This is a genomic window from Paenibacillus sp. J2L1-98, assembly GCF_056269405.1.
The window spans coordinates 123,792-144,312 of record NZ_JBWDNW010000007.1 but is presented as its reverse complement, the minus strand read 5'-3'; the positions used below and the strand labels follow the sequence as shown (position 1 = coordinate 144,312).

Annotated in this window: 16 protein-coding genes; 3 read left to right on the top strand and 13 right to left on the bottom strand. The window is 48.2% G+C overall.

The features are described from left to right. Nucleotides 1–165: 165 nt before the first annotated feature. Nucleotides 166–1,290, bottom strand: coding sequence for a Gfo/Idh/MocA family protein (locus AC0YNZ_RS15575; RefSeq protein WP_475827475.1), 1,125 nt, complete (start codon nucleotides 1,288–1,290; stop codon nucleotides 166–168). Between the two features lie 191 nt (nucleotides 1,291–1,481). On the opposite strand from AC0YNZ_RS15575, the gene AC0YNZ_RS15570 reads away from it, so the two are divergent. Beyond that, complete coding sequence (locus tag AC0YNZ_RS15570; RefSeq protein ID WP_475827474.1) at nucleotides 1,482–3,146, top strand: GMC oxidoreductase; 1,665 nt, start codon at nucleotides 1,482–1,484, stop codon at nucleotides 3,144–3,146. Between the two features lie 60 nt (nucleotides 3,147–3,206). Here AC0YNZ_RS15570 and AC0YNZ_RS15565 read toward each other — a convergent pair whose 3' ends face one another. The 10 genes from AC0YNZ_RS15565 to AC0YNZ_RS15520 form a co-directional block, all read right to left on the bottom strand. After that, complete coding sequence (locus AC0YNZ_RS15565) at nucleotides 3,207–3,620, bottom strand: VOC family protein (RefSeq protein ID WP_475827473.1); 414 nt, start codon at nucleotides 3,618–3,620, stop codon at nucleotides 3,207–3,209. A 175-nt stretch (nucleotides 3,621–3,795) separates the two neighbouring features. Beyond that, entirely contained in the window at nucleotides 3,796–4,578 is a 783-nt protein-coding gene (locus AC0YNZ_RS15560; RefSeq protein ID WP_475827472.1) for a response regulator transcription factor, read from the bottom strand. Continuing rightward, entirely contained in the window at nucleotides 4,575–6,311 is a 1,737-nt protein-coding gene (locus AC0YNZ_RS15555) for a cache domain-containing sensor histidine kinase (protein WP_475827471.1), read from the bottom strand. Before AC0YNZ_RS15555 ends, AC0YNZ_RS15560 begins: the two co-directional genes overlap by 4 nt. 16 nt (nucleotides 6,312–6,327) lie before the next feature. Beyond that, the gene (locus tag AC0YNZ_RS15550; RefSeq protein ID WP_475827470.1) at nucleotides 6,328–7,386 is read right to left on the bottom strand and encodes an NAD(P)-dependent alcohol dehydrogenase; all 1,059 of its coding nucleotides are present in this window, start codon (nucleotides 7,384–7,386) and stop codon (nucleotides 6,328–6,330) included. 28 nt (nucleotides 7,387–7,414) lie between these two features. Next, entirely contained in the window at nucleotides 7,415–9,031 is a 1,617-nt protein-coding gene (locus tag AC0YNZ_RS15545; protein WP_475827469.1) for a glycoside hydrolase family 43 protein, read from the bottom strand. Between the two features lie 30 nt (nucleotides 9,032–9,061). Continuing rightward, nucleotides 9,062–10,339 carry an ABC transporter substrate-binding protein gene (locus AC0YNZ_RS15540; RefSeq protein ID WP_475827468.1) on the bottom strand — a complete coding sequence of 426 codons (1,278 nt, stop codon included), beginning with the start codon at nucleotides 10,337–10,339 and terminating at the stop codon, nucleotides 9,062–9,064. Between the two features lie 67 nt (nucleotides 10,340–10,406). Continuing rightward, nucleotides 10,407–11,297, bottom strand: a complete 891-nt coding sequence (locus tag AC0YNZ_RS15535) for a carbohydrate ABC transporter permease (protein WP_475827467.1) — start codon at nucleotides 11,295–11,297, stop codon at nucleotides 10,407–10,409. A gap of 15 nt (nucleotides 11,298–11,312) precedes the next feature. Then, entirely contained in the window at nucleotides 11,313–12,200 is an 888-nt protein-coding gene (locus tag AC0YNZ_RS15530) for a carbohydrate ABC transporter permease (protein ID WP_475827466.1), read from the bottom strand. A gap of 280 nt (nucleotides 12,201–12,480) precedes the next feature. Next, nucleotides 12,481–13,152, bottom strand: a complete 672-nt coding sequence (gene pgmB, locus AC0YNZ_RS15525) for a beta-phosphoglucomutase (protein WP_475827465.1) — start codon at nucleotides 13,150–13,152, stop codon at nucleotides 12,481–12,483. A 16-nt stretch (nucleotides 13,153–13,168) separates the two neighbouring features. Then, entirely contained in the window at nucleotides 13,169–15,466 is a 2,298-nt protein-coding gene (locus tag AC0YNZ_RS15520) for a glycoside hydrolase family 65 protein (RefSeq protein ID WP_475827464.1), read from the bottom strand. 179 nt (nucleotides 15,467–15,645) lie between these two features. On the opposite strand from AC0YNZ_RS15520, the gene AC0YNZ_RS15515 reads away from it, so the two are divergent. Together AC0YNZ_RS15515 and AC0YNZ_RS15510 are read left to right on the top strand one after the other, a co-directional pair. Further along, entirely contained in the window at nucleotides 15,646–16,653 is a 1,008-nt protein-coding gene (locus tag AC0YNZ_RS15515; RefSeq protein ID WP_475827463.1) for a LacI family DNA-binding transcriptional regulator, read from the top strand. A gap of 205 nt (nucleotides 16,654–16,858) precedes the next feature. Further along, complete coding sequence (locus AC0YNZ_RS15510; protein ID WP_475827462.1) at nucleotides 16,859–18,052, top strand: MFS transporter; 1,194 nt, start codon at nucleotides 16,859–16,861, stop codon at nucleotides 18,050–18,052. A gap of 84 nt (nucleotides 18,053–18,136) precedes the next feature. On the opposite strand, the gene AC0YNZ_RS15505 is transcribed toward AC0YNZ_RS15510, so the two are convergent. Both AC0YNZ_RS15505 and AC0YNZ_RS15500 read right to left on the bottom strand, forming a co-directional pair. Next, on the bottom strand, nucleotides 18,137–19,012 hold the full coding sequence (locus AC0YNZ_RS15505; RefSeq protein ID WP_475827461.1) for an AraC family transcriptional regulator: 876 nt from the start codon (nucleotides 19,010–19,012) through the stop codon (nucleotides 18,137–18,139). A gap of 379 nt (nucleotides 19,013–19,391) precedes the next feature. Then, complete coding sequence (locus AC0YNZ_RS15500; RefSeq protein ID WP_475827460.1) at nucleotides 19,392–20,288, bottom strand: NAD-dependent epimerase/dehydratase family protein; 897 nt, start codon at nucleotides 20,286–20,288, stop codon at nucleotides 19,392–19,394. Between the last annotated feature and the right edge of the window lie 233 nt (nucleotides 20,289–20,521).

Below are 20,521 nucleotides of genomic sequence, written 5' to 3'. Positions count from 1 at the left end.
ACTATATCATAAAGATATCGTAATTATAGCAATGATTTAGGAGTTTTGTCGTTTCGTGTTGTCGTATCCTTGAAGCATTTTACCCATAAATGCAAAAAGGGCTCAACCTTGCAAGAATGCGAGGTTGAACCCAAAGGTTACATTGCCTATTAATCAAGATCAAAGTTACAGCCGTATTTCCTTACCGAGCCGTGCCGATTCATAAATCGCCGACAATATTTGAATCATATGCACGCCGTGCTCAGGCCGGATGATCGGCTCGGCGCGCCGCTGCACGACGTCCACAAAATGATTGATGTTGCTCGTATGATCCGAAAGCTGCTGTACCGGAAGACGTGGAATAATATCAACCAGCGTGCCTTCGATTTCCGAGAAAATCTTTATATCTCCATTTTTGAAGCTTACGCCCGATTTTGTGCCTCTCAGCTCATAATAATTGGTCTCCTCTTCGATATTGGAAGCCCAGCTGAACTCGATCTGTAAAGAGGCGCCGTTATCAAACCTAATAAAACCGCTGGCCAAATCCTCGACGTCGAAGGTGCCGCCGCTTTTCTCATCCGCACTCGCGAATTTGTTATAGGCTGCTCCGACGACTGCTACCGGTTTCGGATTGCCCATCAGCCACATGGCTACATCGATAAAATGGACGCCAAGGTCGATAAGCGGTCCTCCCCCGGACAATTCCTTGGTGGTGAACCATCCTCCCCTGCCTGGAATGCCGCGGCGGCGGATCCATCCGCATCTCCCTGTATAGATTTCTCCCATATGTCCCGCATCCACGTATTTTTTCATAAACTGAGAGGCCGGATTAAACCGGTTGTTGCGCATGACCATTAACACTTTACCGCTCGCTGCAGCGGCATCCTCCATCTTCTGCGCTTCCTCCGGATTCACCGCATCCGGTTTCTCGCAGAAAACATGCTTGTCCGCCTTCAGCGCCGCAATGGAAACTTCAGAGTGCAGCACGTTAGGGGTACAAATATCGATTACATCAATTTCATCCATCGCTAACAGCTCACGGTAGTCGGTAAAAACATGCGGCACGTTGTGCTCTTGTGCGAATGCTTCCGCCGCCGATTTAACCGGATCGCTGATGGCGACGATTTCTATTTCAGGATGAGCCAGCCATGCGGGCGCATGAGCGTGTTTAAAGATGCCTCCGGCACCAACGATGCCAAGCTTTAATTTTTCCGTCATAATCAGCGTCCCTTCTACGTATTCTCCAATGCCCTCAGTATAGAAAATCGAAGCCGGTAATGAAATACTTGATCCTGCCGACTTTTTATCCAAAAATGTCATTCTCTTAATTTTTGTACATAAAAAGTCCGTCAAAGCAGCATAAATGATCCTCCCTGCATTTCCAAATATGATGCGATTAAAAAGCGCAGGGCTTTTGCCCGGAGGTAAAACCACTTTTGAAATACATAATAGCACTTCCTCATTCATACCTATCTATAATTAACAAAAAGGGCGTGAAAAATTTGAGGATTTATGTTGCTGAGCCCGGTGAAAGCCTAATTGCCATTGCAAAAAAATATAACATCGATCCGGCGGAGCTCATCCTCCTCAATCCTCACATTCCACGACCGGATTACCGTATCGAAGGGCAGAGCGTTTATCTTCCATCTCATTCTGCTATAAGTATGAATGCTGATCAGCAAATTCCATATTGTCCTCCGAACGTGCTGAAGCCCCTCCATGAATGGATCCCGCTGACATCGCTCGAGCAAATGGCCCAAACCGAATACGATGTGCTTATTGTCGGCTCCGGCGCAGGCGGCGGAGCGGTTCTCTGGAGATTATGCGAAAAGTGGAAAAACAGCGGGTTGAAGATTGGCGTTGTAGAGGCTGGAGGTCTCGTTCTGCCGAGTCATGTAAATGGTATACCGACACTCGGAAGTGTACGGAAAGAGCAGTTTATACAAGGCCATAAATTGCCTTATCCCGCAATAGAAGATCCGGCTGAATTCCCGCTTGCCAAACAAGTTCTTGCGCTTGGAGGCAAAACCATATTTTGGGGATTGGTAAGTCCGCGTTTCCCGCCTTCCGCGTTTGCCGCTTGGCCGGTGTCATACGAAGAGATGAATCCTTATTACAACCTCGCCGAGCAAATGATGGAGGTGAGTTCGGATTTCTATGACGATTCAACCGCTCAGCAGCTGCTGTTTAAACGTCTGCAGGAAAACGGATTTCCAAATGTAATCCCGTATCCGTATGCCGTTTATACGAAATCGTCGAAATACGGCAAAATTTTCTCCAATCCTTTTTTCAGCTCCATGACTTTTTTCGCTTATGCGTTAAACCTTCGCAGCTTCGACGTCGCCATAAATGCCCGTTGTGTCCGCATTCATGCGGATAAAAACAGAGTTACCGGAGTCACCGTCAAGGATCCGGCTCTGAGAGCCTATCATATCAAAGCGAAAAAGGTCGTTATGGCTGCGAGCACGCTGGAAAACCCGAGGCTTCTCCTCTATTCCGGCATACCTGGCAGAGCGATAGGGCATTATTTGACGGACCACTCGTTTATCAATGGCATCGGCAAGATAAACCGAAAGGAATTTACGGAGATTCCTGGAAATATCGGTCTGCTCGCTCCTGCCTCGGAACGAGAGCCATTCCAGATTCAGATGGGTGGCGGAAGCATTGTATCGATGTATCAACAGTATGAAAATATCCCTATTCAAGAAGATCTCATCCTGTCCATACTGGGATTCGGCGAGGTTGAGCCCCGCTACGAAAACAAAGTCGTGCTTGACCCGGCCAGAAGAGACCGATACGGCGTTCCGTTCATCAAAATCGATTTCTCTTACAGCGAACGTGACTTAGCGGTCATTAGCCGGATGGCGGCGGCTTTGAAACGATTTGCTGCAGCCGCGGGAGTTGCTCTGCAAAGAGAACCGGGCAAATCTGAAATCTGTGCGGTCCGGCCCGGGGGAAGCATACATGAGGCCGGCACCTGCCGTATGGGAAACGATCCTTCTACCTCCGTAACGAACCGATTCGGTCAGGTGCATGGCATCTCCGGGTTATACGTAGCGGACAACAGCGTACTTCCGACAGTTAGCGGAACAAATCCAACTCTAACCATCGTTGCACTCGCGATTCGAACGGCCGATTATATCGCCTGGCAGCAAAATAACGAATAAAGAAACAAACCGAACCATATGCCTGCCGGCCAGTTCGGTTTGTTTTGCATTGCCGCTCTCTTACTCCTTCGGCATTTGACTCATATCCATATACAACACATTCCACCGGTGGCCATCCAAATCAGTGAAGCCGGCGCCGTACATCCAGCCCTGGCCTTCAGGCTCGCTAAAGGCTGTACCGCCTGCCTTTACCGCCTTCCTTACCATTTCATCTACTTCTTCCCTGCTTTCCGCGTCGATGGAAAACAACACTTCGGTGGCTTGCTTAGTATCTGCAATTTCATTTCTCGTAAATTTTTTGAAAGTGGACTCCGGAAACAGCATCACGATAACGTTTTTATCTCCGATTAATAAGCCAGCCATTTCATCACTGTTGCTATGTCTCGGATGAAAAGAAAATCCAAGTTCGGTGAAAAACTCTTTTGACTTATTGAGATCCTTCACCGGCAGATTTATCCACAATTCTTTTGTCATCGTCATCTCTCCTTTTCATGAGCAGCCATTTTTGTATGCCCGTATCATTGATAGTAGCATAAAAAATGGAACGCGGTTTCTTCTGGCTTGCTCTGTTTAAGAAAGAATGCTTTTGACAAAAATCTTTGTACATCCAGTATTCTGCGCTTTACCAAGGCGGGTGCTGCTCTCCAAGTTATCTTCTGTCGTTCTTGCTGCGCTGCTTCATATGATCGCGGTAAGCTTTTGGCGTCATCTGCACGTGCTTTTTGAATATTTTGATAAAATAGCTTGTTGTCTGGTACCCGATTTGTCCCGATATTTCATCCAGTCCCAGATTGGAGTGGACGAGCAGCTCCTTCGCTTTCTTCAAGCGGTATTCCGTTACATAATCTATAAAGTTGATGCCCTGCTCTTCCTTAAACAGCACGCTGAAATAGCTGGCATTCAGATGTACATGTCCGGCTACCTCCTTGATGGGCAGCCCTTCATGAATATGCTCGCGAATATAAAGAATGGCCTTGTTGATGGACGGATTACCGGGTTCGCCATGAACCGTTTCATCCCCTTCCTGTGCCGGCTCCCCGGCAGATGCTTCTGGCTGCAGCCCTGAGAGCGCCTTCTCCACCGCCTGCACAAGCTGATCCTGCTGCACCGGCTTAAGCAAATAATCGACTACGCCAAGGCGCAAGGCGCTCTGGGCATAGTCAAATTCAGCGAAGCCCGTAAGCATGATGCACCGGATCGAATTTTGGTCGCCCCTGACCGTCTCCAGCAGCTTGATTCCATCCATCACCGGCATACGGATATCGGTAATGAGCAGATCATAATGCTGCGAGCGCAAGCGGTCAAGCGCAGCCACCCCGTTCTCCGCAGTATCGACAACCGATTCGCTGCCGCCCCATTCCTGAAGCGTGTAGGCTACTCCCAATCTTGTATTGGGCTCATCATCCACGACTAGTATGGACGGATGTTTCATGATTCGTCACCCTCCTTTGCCGATAAGGTTAGCGTTACCGTTGTGCCGGCGCCCGGTCCGCTCTCGATCTGCAGGCCATACGGCTCCCCGTACTGCAGCTGGACAAGCTTGTGGACATTGAAAATGCCGATGCCTTTACCGTTCATGATCAGCTCCCTGCGGGTCTCATTTCTGAGCCGCTCCCGAATGGCTTCCAGCCTTTCCTGCTTCATCCCGATTCCATTGTCCTGTATGGTGACCGTTACGATGCCGGCTTGTCTAGCAACAGATACCCGGACCATTCCGCCATGATCGAGCGGTTCAATGCCATGCACAATCGCATTCTCGACAAGAGGCTGTATCGTCAGCTTGGGGATGCGGCAGGCAGCCGCAGCCGGGTCCACCGCAAACTCCACTTGAAGCCTCTCCTGCCAGCGCATTTTCATTAGATCTACGTACCGTCTGACCTGCTCCAGCTCCTCTGCCAAGCTGACGAAGCCGTCCCCGCCGTGGGACCGAATCGTATACCGAAACAGATCGGCGAGCCTTATGATGGAATGCGACAGCTCCTTCTCGCCCTTGCGGATATGTGTCCAATAAATCGAGTCCAGCGTATTGAACAGAAAGTGCGGATTAATCTGCGAATGAAGCGCCGTAATTTCACTTTTACTTTTCATGATCTCTATTTCATAAACCGATTTGATCAGGTGGTTCATTTCTTTGACCATCCGGTTATATTTCGTATTTAACAGGTTAACCTCACGGTTGAAATACTGCTCCGGATTTTCCTTGAGCGTCCCTTCCTTCCCCTGCTGCATGACACGCGTCAGCTTCTTTATCGGCAGCGTAATGAGCAAAGAAAGCGAATACGAAAGCAGTGCAAACAGCACTACGCTGATGAGGCTTGCCCATAACATAACATCCTTGATCAAACGGATTTCTTCCGTAACCGTCTTTTTGGGGAGCAAAATTTCCAGATGCCAATTGGTCTCATGAATGCTTTGACTGACGGCGATATAGTCCTTTTTCTTGTTTGCCTCTCCTGGCAGCGCTTGTCTGCCGCCTTCTTCAGCCGAAATAATTTCATTATCCTCGTCCAGCAAATACATAATGCTGCCCTTCAGCTTGGCAACATCCCTGTCCCTGCTTATAAAATCAATGAGGGACGGCTTAACCCGGATCACCAGGTAGCCGCCCTTGCCATAATCGAGCTTCTCCAGCTTGACCTGCCGGATCGCCAGCAAATATTGCGGATCCTCCGGGTCGCGCGCAATCCAGACGAGCGCCCCCGCATTCCGGCTCTCGTCCGCTTTGTCTACAAACCGCTGCTCTACCCTGTCGCCAATCGTCTTGTCCACAATCGGATATATGCTTGACTCCAGCGAGAACAGCTCAATCTCCTGAATCGTTTCGGAATAAACCGCTTTGTCGTTCATGATTCTTCTGATTCTCATCTTCTCTTCGTACGTGGCCGCTTTGCCGCCAAGCTCCTCCAGCAGCCGCTCCTGAATGCGCTCATCCATCGCCAGCTGCAAAGTAAGCACATTGATTTCATTCAGCAAGGACTCCAGACGTCCGCCCATTTGTACGGCGATCTCATCAGCAAACTGGGCCGCATTTTTCTTCTGTACGCCGGACAGCAGGAAATAAAGGCTGCCGACCGTTACCAACAGCACGAGAATCATCGCAGCGATGAAGCCCACAAAAATTTGACCTCTTGTTTGATCAAGTCCCATCCGCTTGAGCAGACGCATCCATCATCATCCCCAGTTAGTCTTGACTGCCCGGATAAATCATAATTTTAATGCTTGTTTCCTTTTGCGTTCTGGCCATTTCGACAGCTTCCTTAATGTCTTTGAGCGCAAATTTATGCGTAATTACGCTTTCGATATCCAGCTTCGGGCTTCCCAGCGCCTGAATGGCTGCCGGATACGTGTTGGCATATCGGAACAGGCCGCATACATCCAGTTCAGAGTCTATCAGGTGGTTGATATTAACCGCAAGCTCATCCACGGCAGGCATGCCGACAAGCACCACGCGGCCGCCGCGTCTAACCGTCGTAATCGCATCTCCGACCGCTCTGGCGTTGCCGGACGTTTCGATCAGCACATCAGCACCATGCCCGTCCGTCATTTCAGAAAGCCGCTCTCCGACGTTTTCCCTGCTCGGATCGAAGACTGCCGTAGCGCCCATTTGAATAGCGAGCTCACGGCGGAAAGGAACCACATCGGTCGCATAAATTTCAGTTACGCCGTACATTTTGGCAGCCTGCACGGCAAGCAGTCCGATCGGCCCCAGTCCGGTTACGAGCACCCGGTCCGCCGGCGTTACTCTCCCGCGGTTCATCGCATGTATGCCGACGGAGAAAGGCTCGATCAGCGCCCCTTGCTCAAAGCTCATCGTATCCGGCAGCTTGAACACGAAGTCGCTGCGGATCGTCACATATTCCGCCCATGCGCCGTCTACCGGCGGGGTAGCCATAAATACAACATCCGGACACAAATTATAACGGCCCGATTTGCAGTAGCCGCATCGTCCGCATGTTACGCCCGGCTCTACCGCTACCCGGTCGCCTACAGCGACGCCCGTCACCTGCTCTCCAACCTGAACCACAACGCCGGACAGCTCATGCCCCAAAATAATCGGCGCTTCAACCACGTAGCGGCCGATTTTGCCATGCTCGTAATAATGTACATCCGACCCGCAAATTCCGATGCAGTGAACCTTCAGCAGCACCTCGTCGCCTTTCGGTACCGGAATCGGCACCTGCTTCACTTCTATATCCAGCGGACGGTTCAACACGGCCGCATTCATAACGGTAGCACTCATTCCATTGTCTCTCCTTTATGTCCTTTATTTATAACCGCTGACGGACAAGCTCGCGGTAGGTGAAATAATCGAAATCGGCATATTTGCCGCTGCCGCTGAGATCCTGTGCGCACAAGCCGATAAAAGCGCCGGTAAAGCCCTGGTCAATCAAATAATTTCCGCTTACGGTTTCAGCGTTTTCATCGGAAATTTTACCCGCATCCAGAACGGGACCGATCACTGTCCATTCTGCGCCGTCTCTAGAATAATAAAATGTCAGCCGCTCGCAGTTAACTTTCGCTTTCAAGTGGACCTTGTCCCAGCCCTCGATTGAAACCGGCGATTCCAAAGGCTCATCGTAAATGCCGCGGTCGCTGCTCATAATGCCCAGGCAGCGACCGAGCTGCTCGTCGCGGCTAATCCATAAATAATAATAATTTTTATTGTTGTAATAGTAAATCAGTCCGGCAAGCTGCTGATAATGATCAGGTTCAAATTCGACGGCAGTCGCAGCTTCAATGATAAACGATTGCTGACGGCGGGCGACCAGGCTTTGGCGGAAAGCGGAATACAGCGACTCTCTGCCCATTAGGCGCAAATAGCCTTGCCGCTGCTTGAGGGAAGCCCATTCCTCGCTGACCGGTTCGCGCAGCGACTGCAGATGAATGCTGAGCTGCCCGCCGTCAAAGTCGTCGGTTTCCGGCTCCTCCGCCCAGCGGTGCTCAGGCAGATCGGGCGCCTGCACCTCCACGTAAGGGCGGTTGCCTCCGCCTGCAAGCCGCAGCCAGCCGTCCTCTGTCCATTTGACCTGCTGCAGAGCTGTTTCCCGCCCCAGATTGCACTGCATAGACGGCCGCAGCGGTCTGCCGCATAGATGGGCAATATACAGCTCCTGATTTGGCGTCTCGACCAGGCTGGCATGTCCGGCTCTTTGCAGTTCAAGCTCCATTTCGCCTGCCGCGGTGACAAGCGGCCCCAGCGGATCAACTTCATAAGGACCGAATAGCGAGCTGGAACGGGCCACGGTGGCGGCATGTCCGAACCGGGTGCCCCCCTCAGCCGTCAGCAGATAATAATAACCGTTCTGCCGGTAAATATGCGGCCCTTCCGTCAAGCCAAGCTCCGTCCCGCCAAAAATGTTATGGACAGGACCGACCAGTTTGCGCTCCTCCGGCGAATATTGCTGCAAGGCGATGCCGCCGAACGGATTTTTGCCCTTGCGGTGATCCCAGATCATATTCAGCAGCCATTTTTTTCCGTCGGCATCGTGGAACAAAGACGGATCAAAGCCGCTGCTGTTCAGGTGGACAGGCTCGGACCACGGTCCCATAATATCGGATGCCGTCACCAAGTAATTATGCGTATCCTTGAATGGGCCCAGATGGCTCTTCACATCGGTGTAAATCAGATAAAACATCCCGTCGGCATAGCTGAGACACGGCGCCCATACGCCGCCGGAGTCCGGATTTCCCAGCATATCCAGCTGACTCCTGCGGGTCAGGGGATGCGTCAGCAGCTTCCAGTGCTTGAGATCCCGGGAATGATGAATTTGCACGCCGGGAAACCACTCAAACGTAGAGGTCGCAATATAATAATCGTCCCCGACCCTCAGAATGGAAGGGTCGGGATTAAAACCGCGCAAAATGGGATTCGTAATAATAGACAAGGCATACTCCTCCTAGTACATTTAAACGTCTTACTTGATTTCGCTCAGGATCGCCTTCACATCGGCATCGTTTTTGCCTAAAATGGACCCTACCGAGTTCAAGAACTGATCGGCACGCTTGGCATCAAGCACCTGATCGTAGTAACCGAAGAAGCCCTTCAAATTTTTGCTGATATAGTCGTCATAACGGAAAGCAAGCGGACTCATGTTTGCTTCTTCAAGACCCGGATTTTTCAGCGGGCTAATATTTGCGCCTTCATTAATCTGTTTACGCTGCTCGGGGCTGGTCAGAAAACGGATAACCTCATAAGCAGCCTCTTGATTCGTTTTGGAAGAAACCGCCATACCTACTCCGAAGCCGCCATGATACACGTTCACGCTGCCCGCGCCGCCTTCCACGACCGGGAACGGTACAAAGTCAACTTTTTCAGCAAAATCGTCGCCAAGGAATGCTTCCATCGCCCATTCTCCCTGCAAATACATCGCCGCTCTTTCATTGGTGAACAGCGCTTCCGCCGCCGCATAGTCCAAACCAAGGAATCCGTTTACAAAACCTTTATGCCGGACCCCCAGCTCCCTCAGCATCTCGCCAGCTTTTACGAAAGAGTCCGCCGTAAAGTCGGCTTGTCCCGCTTTGGCCTGCTCGAACGGCTCTGTGCCGCCGACGCGCTGTGCCAAATACGAGAACCAGTGCAGCAGCGGCCAGCGCTCCTTGCCCGCTACCGTAATCGGCGTAATGTTTTTGGCATTCAGTTGATCCACGACATTCAGCAAATCGTTATACGTCGCAGGCGGAGTCAAATTGTTCTGCTCAAAAATTTTCTTGTTATACCAGAGCGACACTCCGCTGAACAAAATCGGTACCCCATAAACCTTGTCGTCATAAGTGAAGGCTTCCAGGCCGCCCGGCAATATGTTATTTTTATACTCGGCGTCCTTGTTCAAAGATGCCGTAATATCGCCAAGCATATCATTGGATACAAGCGTATCGAACGTCTCACCGCTCCAGTACGTAAAGATGTCCGGCAGCTGATTGCCGGAGATGGCAACCTTCATTTTCGTCTTCAGCGCTTCGTCCTCGATAAAATCCGCTTTCACCTGAATATTGGGATGTGCGCTGTTGAATTCCGCAAGCGATTTTTCGATAATTTCCCTGTTTCTCGTTTCCATGCTCCACATCGTCAGCTGAGTCACGCCGCCTTCCGCTCCCGAGCCTGTGCCGCTTTCTTTCTTATCTCCGGCACTGCCGCAGCCGGCAACAATCATAAGCACGAAGGCCAATAGCAATAACATTGTCTTTTTCTTCATCTTAATCTTCTCCCCTTTTCATGAATGAATGATAACAAATGAAGTGCAGCCGTGCAGCCGCAGCGCATCAGCCTTTAACTGAGCCGGCCACGACGCCTTTATGAATAAACTTTTGCAAAAACACGTACATCACGATAATCGGAGCGGTCGTAATGACCAGCGCTGCGCTGATGAGCGAGTAATCCGCGCTGAAATTGCCTTTGAACATCATCAGTCCGAGCGGCAGTGTTTTTAACGAATCATTGGATATCATAATAAGCGGAAAAATAAAATCATTCATAATGTTGAAAAAAGATAAAATCGTAACCGTTGCCAAAACCGGCTTGGCCAAAGGAAAATAAATTTTGAAGAACGTCTGGTAAATATTGCAGCCGTCCACCAGCGCCGCCTCCTCCAGCTCCCGCGGAACTTCCTTGAAGAAGCCGTAGGCAAGAAAGACGGCGATCGGAAGATTGAAGCCGACATACGGGAAAAAGAGCGCCCAAAACGTGTCATAGATTCCGATCCGGTTGGCGATGGTGAACAGCGGAATCAGCGTGCTGTGAATCGGAATCATCATGCCGAGCAGAAACATTCCCAGCAGCAGCTTCGAGCCCTTGAACGTACGCGTAGACAAGTAAAAGCCAATTAAAGTCGAAACGACCAGCAGACCGGTAACCGAAAAAAGCGTAATGTACAAGCTGTTGAACAGGTAACCGTTGATGCCTTCGTTCCAGGCCTTCACATAATTTTCAAACTCCCATTGTATTGGTAATCCCCAAGGATTCGCGAAATATTCCTTATTGCTCTTAAAAGAGGAGAACACCATCCATACGAACGGGTAGCCGGTTAATGCCAGATGAAACAACAGAATCAAATAGATAACCGCGCGGCTTGCCGCCTTGCCGGCTGCCGGCTTTTTCAGGCTCCATCCTGCTGCGCCGGCACCCGCCTTGAGCTGTGCTTGTGAGTTTATCACGTTCATTCTCCTTTCTTATTGAAATTTTGCGTTCCCCTTGCCCAGCAGCTTGGTGATCACCAGAGCAAGCACGAGGCCGAATACGAGCAAAAAGGTCGAAATGGTGCTGCCGTAGCCGTAATCCATCAGCTTGAAGGCATTGCTCATCATATAGCTGGCCAGCACCTCGCTGGAGTGGTTCGGGCCTCCGCTCGTCATAATGTAAATCAAATCAAAATATTTCAGCGAATTAATGACGCAGTTTAGAACCGTAAACGTAATAGCCGGCCAAATCAGCGGAATTTGAATTTTGTAAAATATTTTCCACTCACCTGCTCCTTCCACTCTCGCCGATTCCAGCACTTCATCTGAAATGTTTTGCAGAGCTGCAAAATAAACGACGATGTAAAAACCGATAAACTGCCAGGCGACCACCGCGATGACGGATAACAGAGCGGTCTTCTCTTCGCCAAGCCATGCATGCGTCCAGCTTTCCAGTCCCAACTTAATGAGCAGATTGTTCATCAGGCCGAAATTGGGATCGTAAATTTGGCCCCATAAGATGCCAAGCACTGCTGTTGAAAGCATGACCGGCGTAAAATATACCGTTTTCAAAAGATTGGAGCCTTTAAGTCCGATGCCCAGCAGTACCGCCAGCAGCAGACCGACAGGCAGCTGAACGACAAGTGCCCCCAAAGTCAGATACATCGAGTTTTTCAGCGCCGTCCATACGACGGCGTCCTGAGCAAGCCGGATATAATTATCCAGTCCGTTAAACAGCTTGGGGGATATGCCGTCCCATTGATACAAGCTGTAATACATGCTCATCAGGATCGGGATAATGATAACGCCCAGAAACACAGCCAAGGCCGGACCCATAAAAAACAGTCCGCCTGTAAACCTTTGTAATCCTTTCTCTCTCATAGAATCTCTCCCTGCTATACTAAGATTGCGCTTTCATCGATGACATCACCTATCTTATCAACATTTCACCCTTTTGTTATGGAACGATGATTGGGAAAAATAATTCATTGTTTGGATAATGGAAACGTTCACAAGCAGTAATTGGCAGCAATCGGTCGAAACAAGAAATAGCGGTACAGGACTAACACCCTGAACCGCTATTTCTTCATTCTTTCGCATTTTAGATGATTAAAGCGAGCATATCACTTTTAAGACAGCCCCTTAAACGTGTACCTATGTTCTAGGCCTGATTGCAGCAGCCCAGTATTTGATCCAAGGAAAGCTCGGCTGTACTGCCGTACACAAGGTTAGCATGACGGAACGATTCCTTCGGGCCGATGGCTACCGCAAACATTCCTGCGCCTTTGATCGCATCAACTCCGGCTACCGCATCTTCAACCCCGATGCAAGCATCGGCATCCACATTCAACAAGCTGGCAGCCGTCATAAATATTTCAGGATGAGGCTTGCCCTGCTTGATCTTCTTTGAATCCACAATAATATCAAACTGCCCTGTCAGGCCAAGCGACTCAATGACTGTAAATGCATTTTTGCTTGCGGATGCGATCCCCGTTTTAAGGCCGCGCTCTTTGATCTCGGCAATGAAGGCCAGGATCCCGGGTAAAACATCCGCCGGATTGATCCGCTGAATCAAGGTGAGGTAATAATCGTTTTTCTTATCCGCTAGAGCTTCTTTCTCTGCTTCGGTAAAATCCCGTTCTCTTCCTCCGTGAGCCAAAATTTTTTCCAGGGAGTCCGTCCGGGACACTCCTTTTAATTCCTCGTTAAATGCCCGTGAAAAAGGAATGTTCAGTTCTTCGGCGAGCACCTTCCACGCCTCGTAATGATATTCGGCCGTATCCGTAATCACACCGTCTAAATCAAATATAACCGCTTGAACCTGTTTTACCATCTGTTTTGAATCCTCCTTATACTACGGCTTTGTTCATCAAAGCTGATCTCAGAATCCGATTATGCTGCAGCGTGATCTCTTCACCGTATAGCTTCATCGTAAACTCATCGCCCTCTACCAGCGTCAGTGTCAGGTAATCCTGGTTGATCTCAATGGCAAGCTGAATACCCTGATATTGGAGGCGGAATGCATAACCGTTCCATTTGGACGGTATGGCCGGAGCCAGCGACAATCCGCTTTCTTTCAAGCGGAGACCGGCAAAGCCGTACACGATAGACATCCACGTACCGCCCATGTTCGCCATATGAAGCCCGTCCTTCGTATTCCCGTGCGTATTATCGAGATCGAGCCGTGCAGTTTCGATAAAGTAATCGTAAGCTTTTTGCTCATATCCTACCTTCGAAGCCATGATGCTGAAGATACAGGAAGAAAGCGACGAGTCATGCGTCGTAATGGTTTCGTAATAGTCGAATGAATTGCGAATGGTTTCCAGCTCCTGCTCATCCTCCAGCAGGAAGTGGGCCAGCACCGTATCCGCTTGCTTGCATACTTGATAACGATAAAGCGTTAACGGATGGTAATGCAGAAGCAGCGGGTGATGGTCTGCCGGTGTATTTTCGAAGTCCCAGACCGCTTTTTCCAGGAATGTGTCGTCCTGCGGATTAATTTTGAGCTTCTCGTCGTATGGAAGGAACATGAGTTGTGCCGCCTTTTCCCATGCGGAAGCTTCCTCGTCCGTCACCTGCAAACGCGCGCTAAGCTCATTCAAGACATTCCGGTCGGATTCCGCGAGCAATCGATATGCTTTAGCGGCCCATTTTAAATTGTGCTTGGCCATGACATTCGTATAGAAATTGTTGTTTACGACACACGTATATTCATCGGGACCGGTAACGTTGGCGATTTTAAATTTACCATCGTGATAATGGCCAGTATCCATCCATAGGCGCGCGGTTTCAAATAAAAGTTCCGCACCGTAATTTTGCATGAATTCATCGTCTTTAGTAGATAAATAATATTGCACGTAGCTATAGGCAATATCGGCGCTGATGTGATACTGGGCTGTCCCCGATGGGAAGAACGAAGAGCATTCCGTTCCGGAAATCGTACGCCAAGGAAATAATGCTCCCTTCTTATGTCCCATTTCTTTGGCACGCGCTCTCGCCTGATCCAATGTGGAATAACGGTAAATAAGCAGCTGCTTTGCCATGTCCGGTTTGGTCATCAGAAAGACCGGGAACATATAAATTTCCGTATCCCAGAAATAATGGCCCTCATATCCTTCTCCGGAAAGCCCTTTTGCGGAAATATTGCTGTATTCATCCCTGCCGGCCGACTGCAGCAAATGATACAGGTTAAAGCGAATGCCCTCCTGCAGGCTGTCGTCACCGTCGATCTTTACGTCGGCGGCTGCCCAGAAATCGTCCAAATAGTCCTTCTGCTTTGCAAGCAGGCCGTCGAAAGAGAGACCGCTTAACGATTCATGTATTCCAACCGCTTTTTCAACGAGCGCTTCCTTATGACGCAAGCTGTCCGTGTATACATTCCACTTTGTCACTTGCACCGGTTCGGACAGATGAAATTCAAATACCGTTTCGACCCTTTCACCGATCGTCTGCGTGTTGACGGCCGGGCTGCCGCTGATCGCATGCCGGCTTACGCAGGCCGTCTGCAGGCCCGATGTATACGTGCCGTTAACCGCAAAAGAATAACCGCTACTGCAACCAACCTCTTCTACATGAAGCCGCTTGGCATGGCCCGATGCAACGCGAGGATCATTGGGATCGGCAAAATTGGATACATCTCCGTTCACGGTAGAAACAACTTTGATGCGGCCGGTAAAATTAACCGGTTCGATTTGAAGATCAACCGCAAATAATTCTCTGCATGTAAAAGAGACCAAACGGCGGAAATGAAGCTTGACTTCCTTCCCCATCGGCGACCTCCAATGGATGATTCTTTCGGAATAACCGCGATCGAGGTGAAGATGACGCTCGTAAGAAAGAACTTGGCCTTCGAATAAAGAAAACTGCTCCTCTTCTTCTCCAAAGTAGATCAGAATCGTTTGAGCATCCATGATATTGACCAGCTTTTGCTGGGTTTCAGGAAACGCGAACAGTTTTTCCCCATAAGGGATCGAAATGATATCATGAAACGCATTTTGATACGTTCCGCGGATCGAAAGCATATCGCTTTGATACCCTTCTTCAAAATTGCCGCGTACGCCAAGATAGCCGTTTCCTAATGCAAATAAACTTTCCAAATTCACCAAGGCTTTCGGCGACAGCTCGTTATTCGTTAATGTCCACGCCATCGTTACACTCTCCCGATCATCGTTTTTGTTTGCTGCACAATTTCTGAAAAGCTTTTCAAATATCATTATTACTAAAACCGTATTTCTTGTAAAGTGTTTTTGTTTTTATTTTTCAAGGTAAGTAGATTATAATTAATTTAGATTGATCGTAGAACTAACCGGAAGAGAGTGACGCAGGGGTGACCCCAACGATTCATGATGTAGCGGATATGGCAAAAGTGTCCATTTCGACAGTATCGCGTGTAGTAAATAATCCGTTATCCGTCCGCAAAGAGAAAAGAGATCGTGTACTTCAGGCCATACAAGAGCTCAGTTACGAGCCGAATCCTTTCGCCTCCGGTCTCCGCGATAAACGGTCGATGACCATCGTGGCTATGATCCCGGATATTACCAATCCTTTCTACGCCGAATTATTCCGTGGGATCGAGGATATGGCCAGAGTGAAGAAGAACAATGTAATTATTTGCAATACGGATGAGAATGAAATCCGTTTTTTGGAGTATATGGCCTATTTCAAAAAGAAAAAGATCGACGGGATGATCTTCGCGAGCGGTCCCATCACCAAAAACTATTTTGAAAGCTTTGATAACTTGAAAATTCCGGTCGTGCTGGTAGCTACCCAAAGCGAGGAGTTTAACCTGCCGTACGTTAAAGTGAATGATTTCCAAGCCAGTTATGATGCTGTTTGTTTCCTGATCAAAAACGGACACAAATCTATCGGCATGATCAGCGCCGACATCAAGGACCCCATTGCCGGAAAACCGAGATGGGAAGGCTTTCGAAAGGCAATGCTTGACCATCAACTCCCGTTTGACAAGAATCAGGTTGTGTTTGGAGACCTGCATTTCGACAGCGGCTATGAGGCGATGCGTAAATTATACGGGTTGATGCCTGAAATCACCGCCGTTTTCGCAGCCAGCGATACGATGGCTCTGGGGGCCATGGCCTTCTTGCAGCGCAGAGGCATAGATGTTCCGAGACAAATTTCAGTCATCGGCTTCGACAATTTGAATTTATCCCGCATGGTTACTCCCGCTTTGACAACCGTTTCGCAGCCGATCTACCAAATGGGGAAGGAATCGACCGAGTTGCTCTACCAGTGGATTGAGACCGAACAAAAACCGGACAATAACTTGCTGCTCGAGCATGAAATTATCGTAAGAGATACGGTATGGAACCGGAATTAAACCGAAATCTGTCAACAGATTTCGGTTTTTTTATGCTGCAAAAACGGTCCGGCATCGTTCGTGAGCTTTGATTAAAGTTTTTTTTATTGACCGATTCTTCGTCTGTCTTATATAATTCTATTAGAATTTTTTTGAAAAGCTTTTCAAAAAGAGAACAAAGCAAACGTTTTCAAAAAAAAGATCATCTGAAAAGGAGATGCTATTGATGTCGGCTTTACGGAAGCTTCCCGCCTTAATTCTAATTTCTTTCACTATGTTTCTTTTGGGTGGTATTTCCAGTACCAAAGGAATTATTTTGGAGGAAGTCAAACGCGATATCGGCCTGGATATGAGTCAATTTGGACTTGTCGTCTTTATATTCCAGTGGGGATTTGTAATCGCGAGCTTGATTACCGGCTATTATACCGATAAGCGCGGTTTGAAACTGATGACCATTATCGGATCTATCATTATGGGGATTGGTATGCTTGGTACCGGTTTAGCCCCGACCGTTATGTTTTTCTTAGGATTTTATTTGATTGTCGGGTTCGGGCTTGGCGCAATGACCGTTGCTTCCAATGCGGTTGTGCCCGCCTTATATCCCCGCAAGCAAGGGATGATGTTTAATCTCTCCATGGGGGTTTACGGCATCGGCATGTTTGTAACGCCGGTCGTCCTCAACGCGATGTTCTCAGCCGGTCTTTCTTGGCGCATGTTCTACATCGGAATTACCGTCCTTCTTATCGTATTCATAGCGTATACTTCGAAGATCAATATAAACGAAGGAAAGGCCGCCAAAATTAATATTAGCGCCTTTGTGACCATGCTTAAAAACAATCAATTCGTCCTTGTCATGATGTTCTTGGTTTTCTATGTGTCTGCAGAAGTGGCCTTTATGAACTTCTTCCCTAGTTATTTGCAGTCTCTAAATTTAAATGGCGCCTCAGCCGAAGAGAAAACGGCTATGGTCGCCACCATCATTTCCATATTCTCAATCTTATTCACCATCGGCCGATTGGTTGGCGGGTTTATAAGCGGTTTCATCGGTGAAAAGAAAACGCTTATCGTTTTCTCCGGTCTAGCCGTTATCGTATTAACCTTAAGCAAGCTTTTTACGAATGATTTGATCTACATGTTTGCGGCTGCCGGATTCTTTTTCTCCGTCCTGTTCCCTACCGCTACGGGTCTTTGCACCAAGCAATCCGAAACCGGAGGCTCGGCGCTCGGTCTTGTTTATGTAGCGGCCGGAATCGGCGGCGCTTTCTCCGGGTGGCTTGTAGGCGCCGTGTCCGAATCATTCGGTCCTTCCCAAGGATTTATGCTGCCGATCGTTTTCATGGTCTGTTTATTCTTCATTTCTCTGGCGCTTAAGGATCGGCCAAATCAACAGACCAAGGCTATTTTTAAAAGGGCCGCTTAGCAATAAACGACGAAGAGCATTCATGAAAAAGCCGTTAAACACTTTCAAATCCTTGTGTTTAGCGGCTTTTCGATCTTCCCCTGATTACTGCTTCTTAACAATCGGTATCCATATTTCACTTTTAAACGTTAATGATGTTACATCTTTAGATTCGTTCCACAACATTTCAGGTCCTTCTGTTTGTTCATAGATGGAGGAAGGAAACCATTCAGAGTAAATGCGCCCCCAAACATTCTGCAAAGTATCAGGAAACGGTCCGACCGCTTCGAAAACAGCCCATGTTGATGCAGGGACCTCAAGCTGTGCGAGGTTATCCGGACATTCCCCAGAGGTTGCCACGCCTATATAATGATCAAGCTCCCCTTTCTCCTCCATTCGTTCTTCAGAAAAGTTCGTAGAGGCGCTGATCAAGCCCAAAGGCTCGACATTAGACCGTTTCTTAAGAGAATTGATCACCTCATCATTTAAGCCTTTCCACATAGCTGCAATTTCCGGATTAACTCCTTGGAAAATAATACGGACTCTTTTCTTGAGACCAACGATCCGAAATGCTTCTTTATCTTCAATACGAAAGTTCATTTCAACCCCGCCTTTAATTGTTAATTGAAAGGTCATTCGCGGATAGGCTTTCAGAGATTGACCGTTATTTCTAGCTTCTGACGGCGTTATGCCGTGCAAGTTTTGGAAAGCTCTAGTAAAAGAGTCAGGCGAGTTATATCCATACTTTATCGCTATATCAATGATTTTGATGTCTTTATTTTGAAGCTCGAAAGCCGCAAGAGTAAGGCGTCTACGGCGAATGTATTCCGAAAGTGAAACGCCTGAAAGGAATGAAAACATCCTCTTAAAATGATACTCCGAACAAAGAGCTATTCTTGCAGTTTCTTTATAATCAATTTCATTAATCAAATTTTCTTCAAGATAAGTTAATGCCCGGTTCATCTTTTCAAGCAAAATCATTCTGCACCTCCTCTCACCAATAGAGTAACATGAATGGATCAGAGCGATCCGACATTTTGTGCTTAAAATATGAAGGGTTAGCTGATACTCGCACAAGCAGCTGAATGATTTCAAAAATTTTCCTTTGCTCTCGGCATAAACATTTATCGTTTCTCGCGGATATCGCGGATTAGCCAACTCGCTTCATTACGTCCGCGCGGACTGAACCCCAGAGGTTTGCCCCCCAGGTCTCCAGCAAAACAAAAAAACCACTTCGAATAAAGTGGTTTTTTTGTTTTGCTGGAGCCTGTGGGAATGATCTAATAACCTCATCGCTGCAGGCGATGCGCTCTCCAGCAGCGCTTAGTTTCACGCCGCTTAATAAAGTTGGACGCTCAGCTTAAGTTATTTTTTTAATCCAACTAAGCATCGGTTCTTCTACCGGAGTCCATCCGAGTAAGCTTCTTGCATGTACTGCACGTACACGGCTGTTGGAAGCAATTGCAAAACGCGCCCAATCTCCAAGCTCCTCAATAGCACGGTCGGCTGGCCAGCTCATGGTTTCACCTTCAAAACCGAGCGCATCGCTGACCGACTTTGCAATGTCTTGGAAAGACTCCTCTCCATTTTCAGCGAAGAAATAAGAAGCAGACGGGGCTTTCTCAAGTGCCAATAAATACAGCTGTGCCAAGTCTTTTATATGAACATTGGACCAGCGGTTAACTCCCTTCCCTACATGAACGCCTGCGCGCATTTCCCGGGACTTGCGGATAATCTGAGGTAATTGATCACTTTCGGTCGGTAATCCAAGCGCATCTCCGTAAATCATGGAAGGGACAATGACAACGCTTCTGACCCATTCATCTATCCCTGCCTTACGTATAAGCTTGTTAATCGCTACACGATCTTCCCTTATATCCATTGGCACAAATGGCGTTTCCTCATTATAAATTTGTTCACTTTCATAGTCGCCTCGGGCATCATCGCCAACCACACTTGAACCGGATGTATGCAAAAATGGTTTTCCGCTGCCGCGCAAAGCGTTAATAAATGTTTCAACGGCTGTTCGATGATCGGAGTCGGCAGTATGAATGACCGCATCACTCAAATGAGCGTACTCGGTTAGTAAATCTGTATCTTCCAGTGTCCCCAGTACGGGCACTATGCCTATTTGTCTAAGGGGTTCCAGCTTATCGGGATTGCGTACCAAGCCATACACCACATGCCCTGCTTCAAGCAATACCTTTGCTACTGATCCTCCGATATAGCCTGTAGCGCCTGTAATAAAAACTTTCATATTTTTCCTCCTCATTTCCCATCTTTTTAAGAAGCATTGTAAGAGGGCTATCTCTTGCTCTTATCACCGTTCGGTTATCGTCCGACTCATAAATGAGAAGGCTCATTCCGGGCTGCCATAAATTTGTTACATCCTTATTCTAAGTCTCGAGGTTAGTTAAAACAAATTATGAAATAATAGACTAACGATAAATATTTTTATAAGTTACATGAGGATAATATGAAAATAAAAAT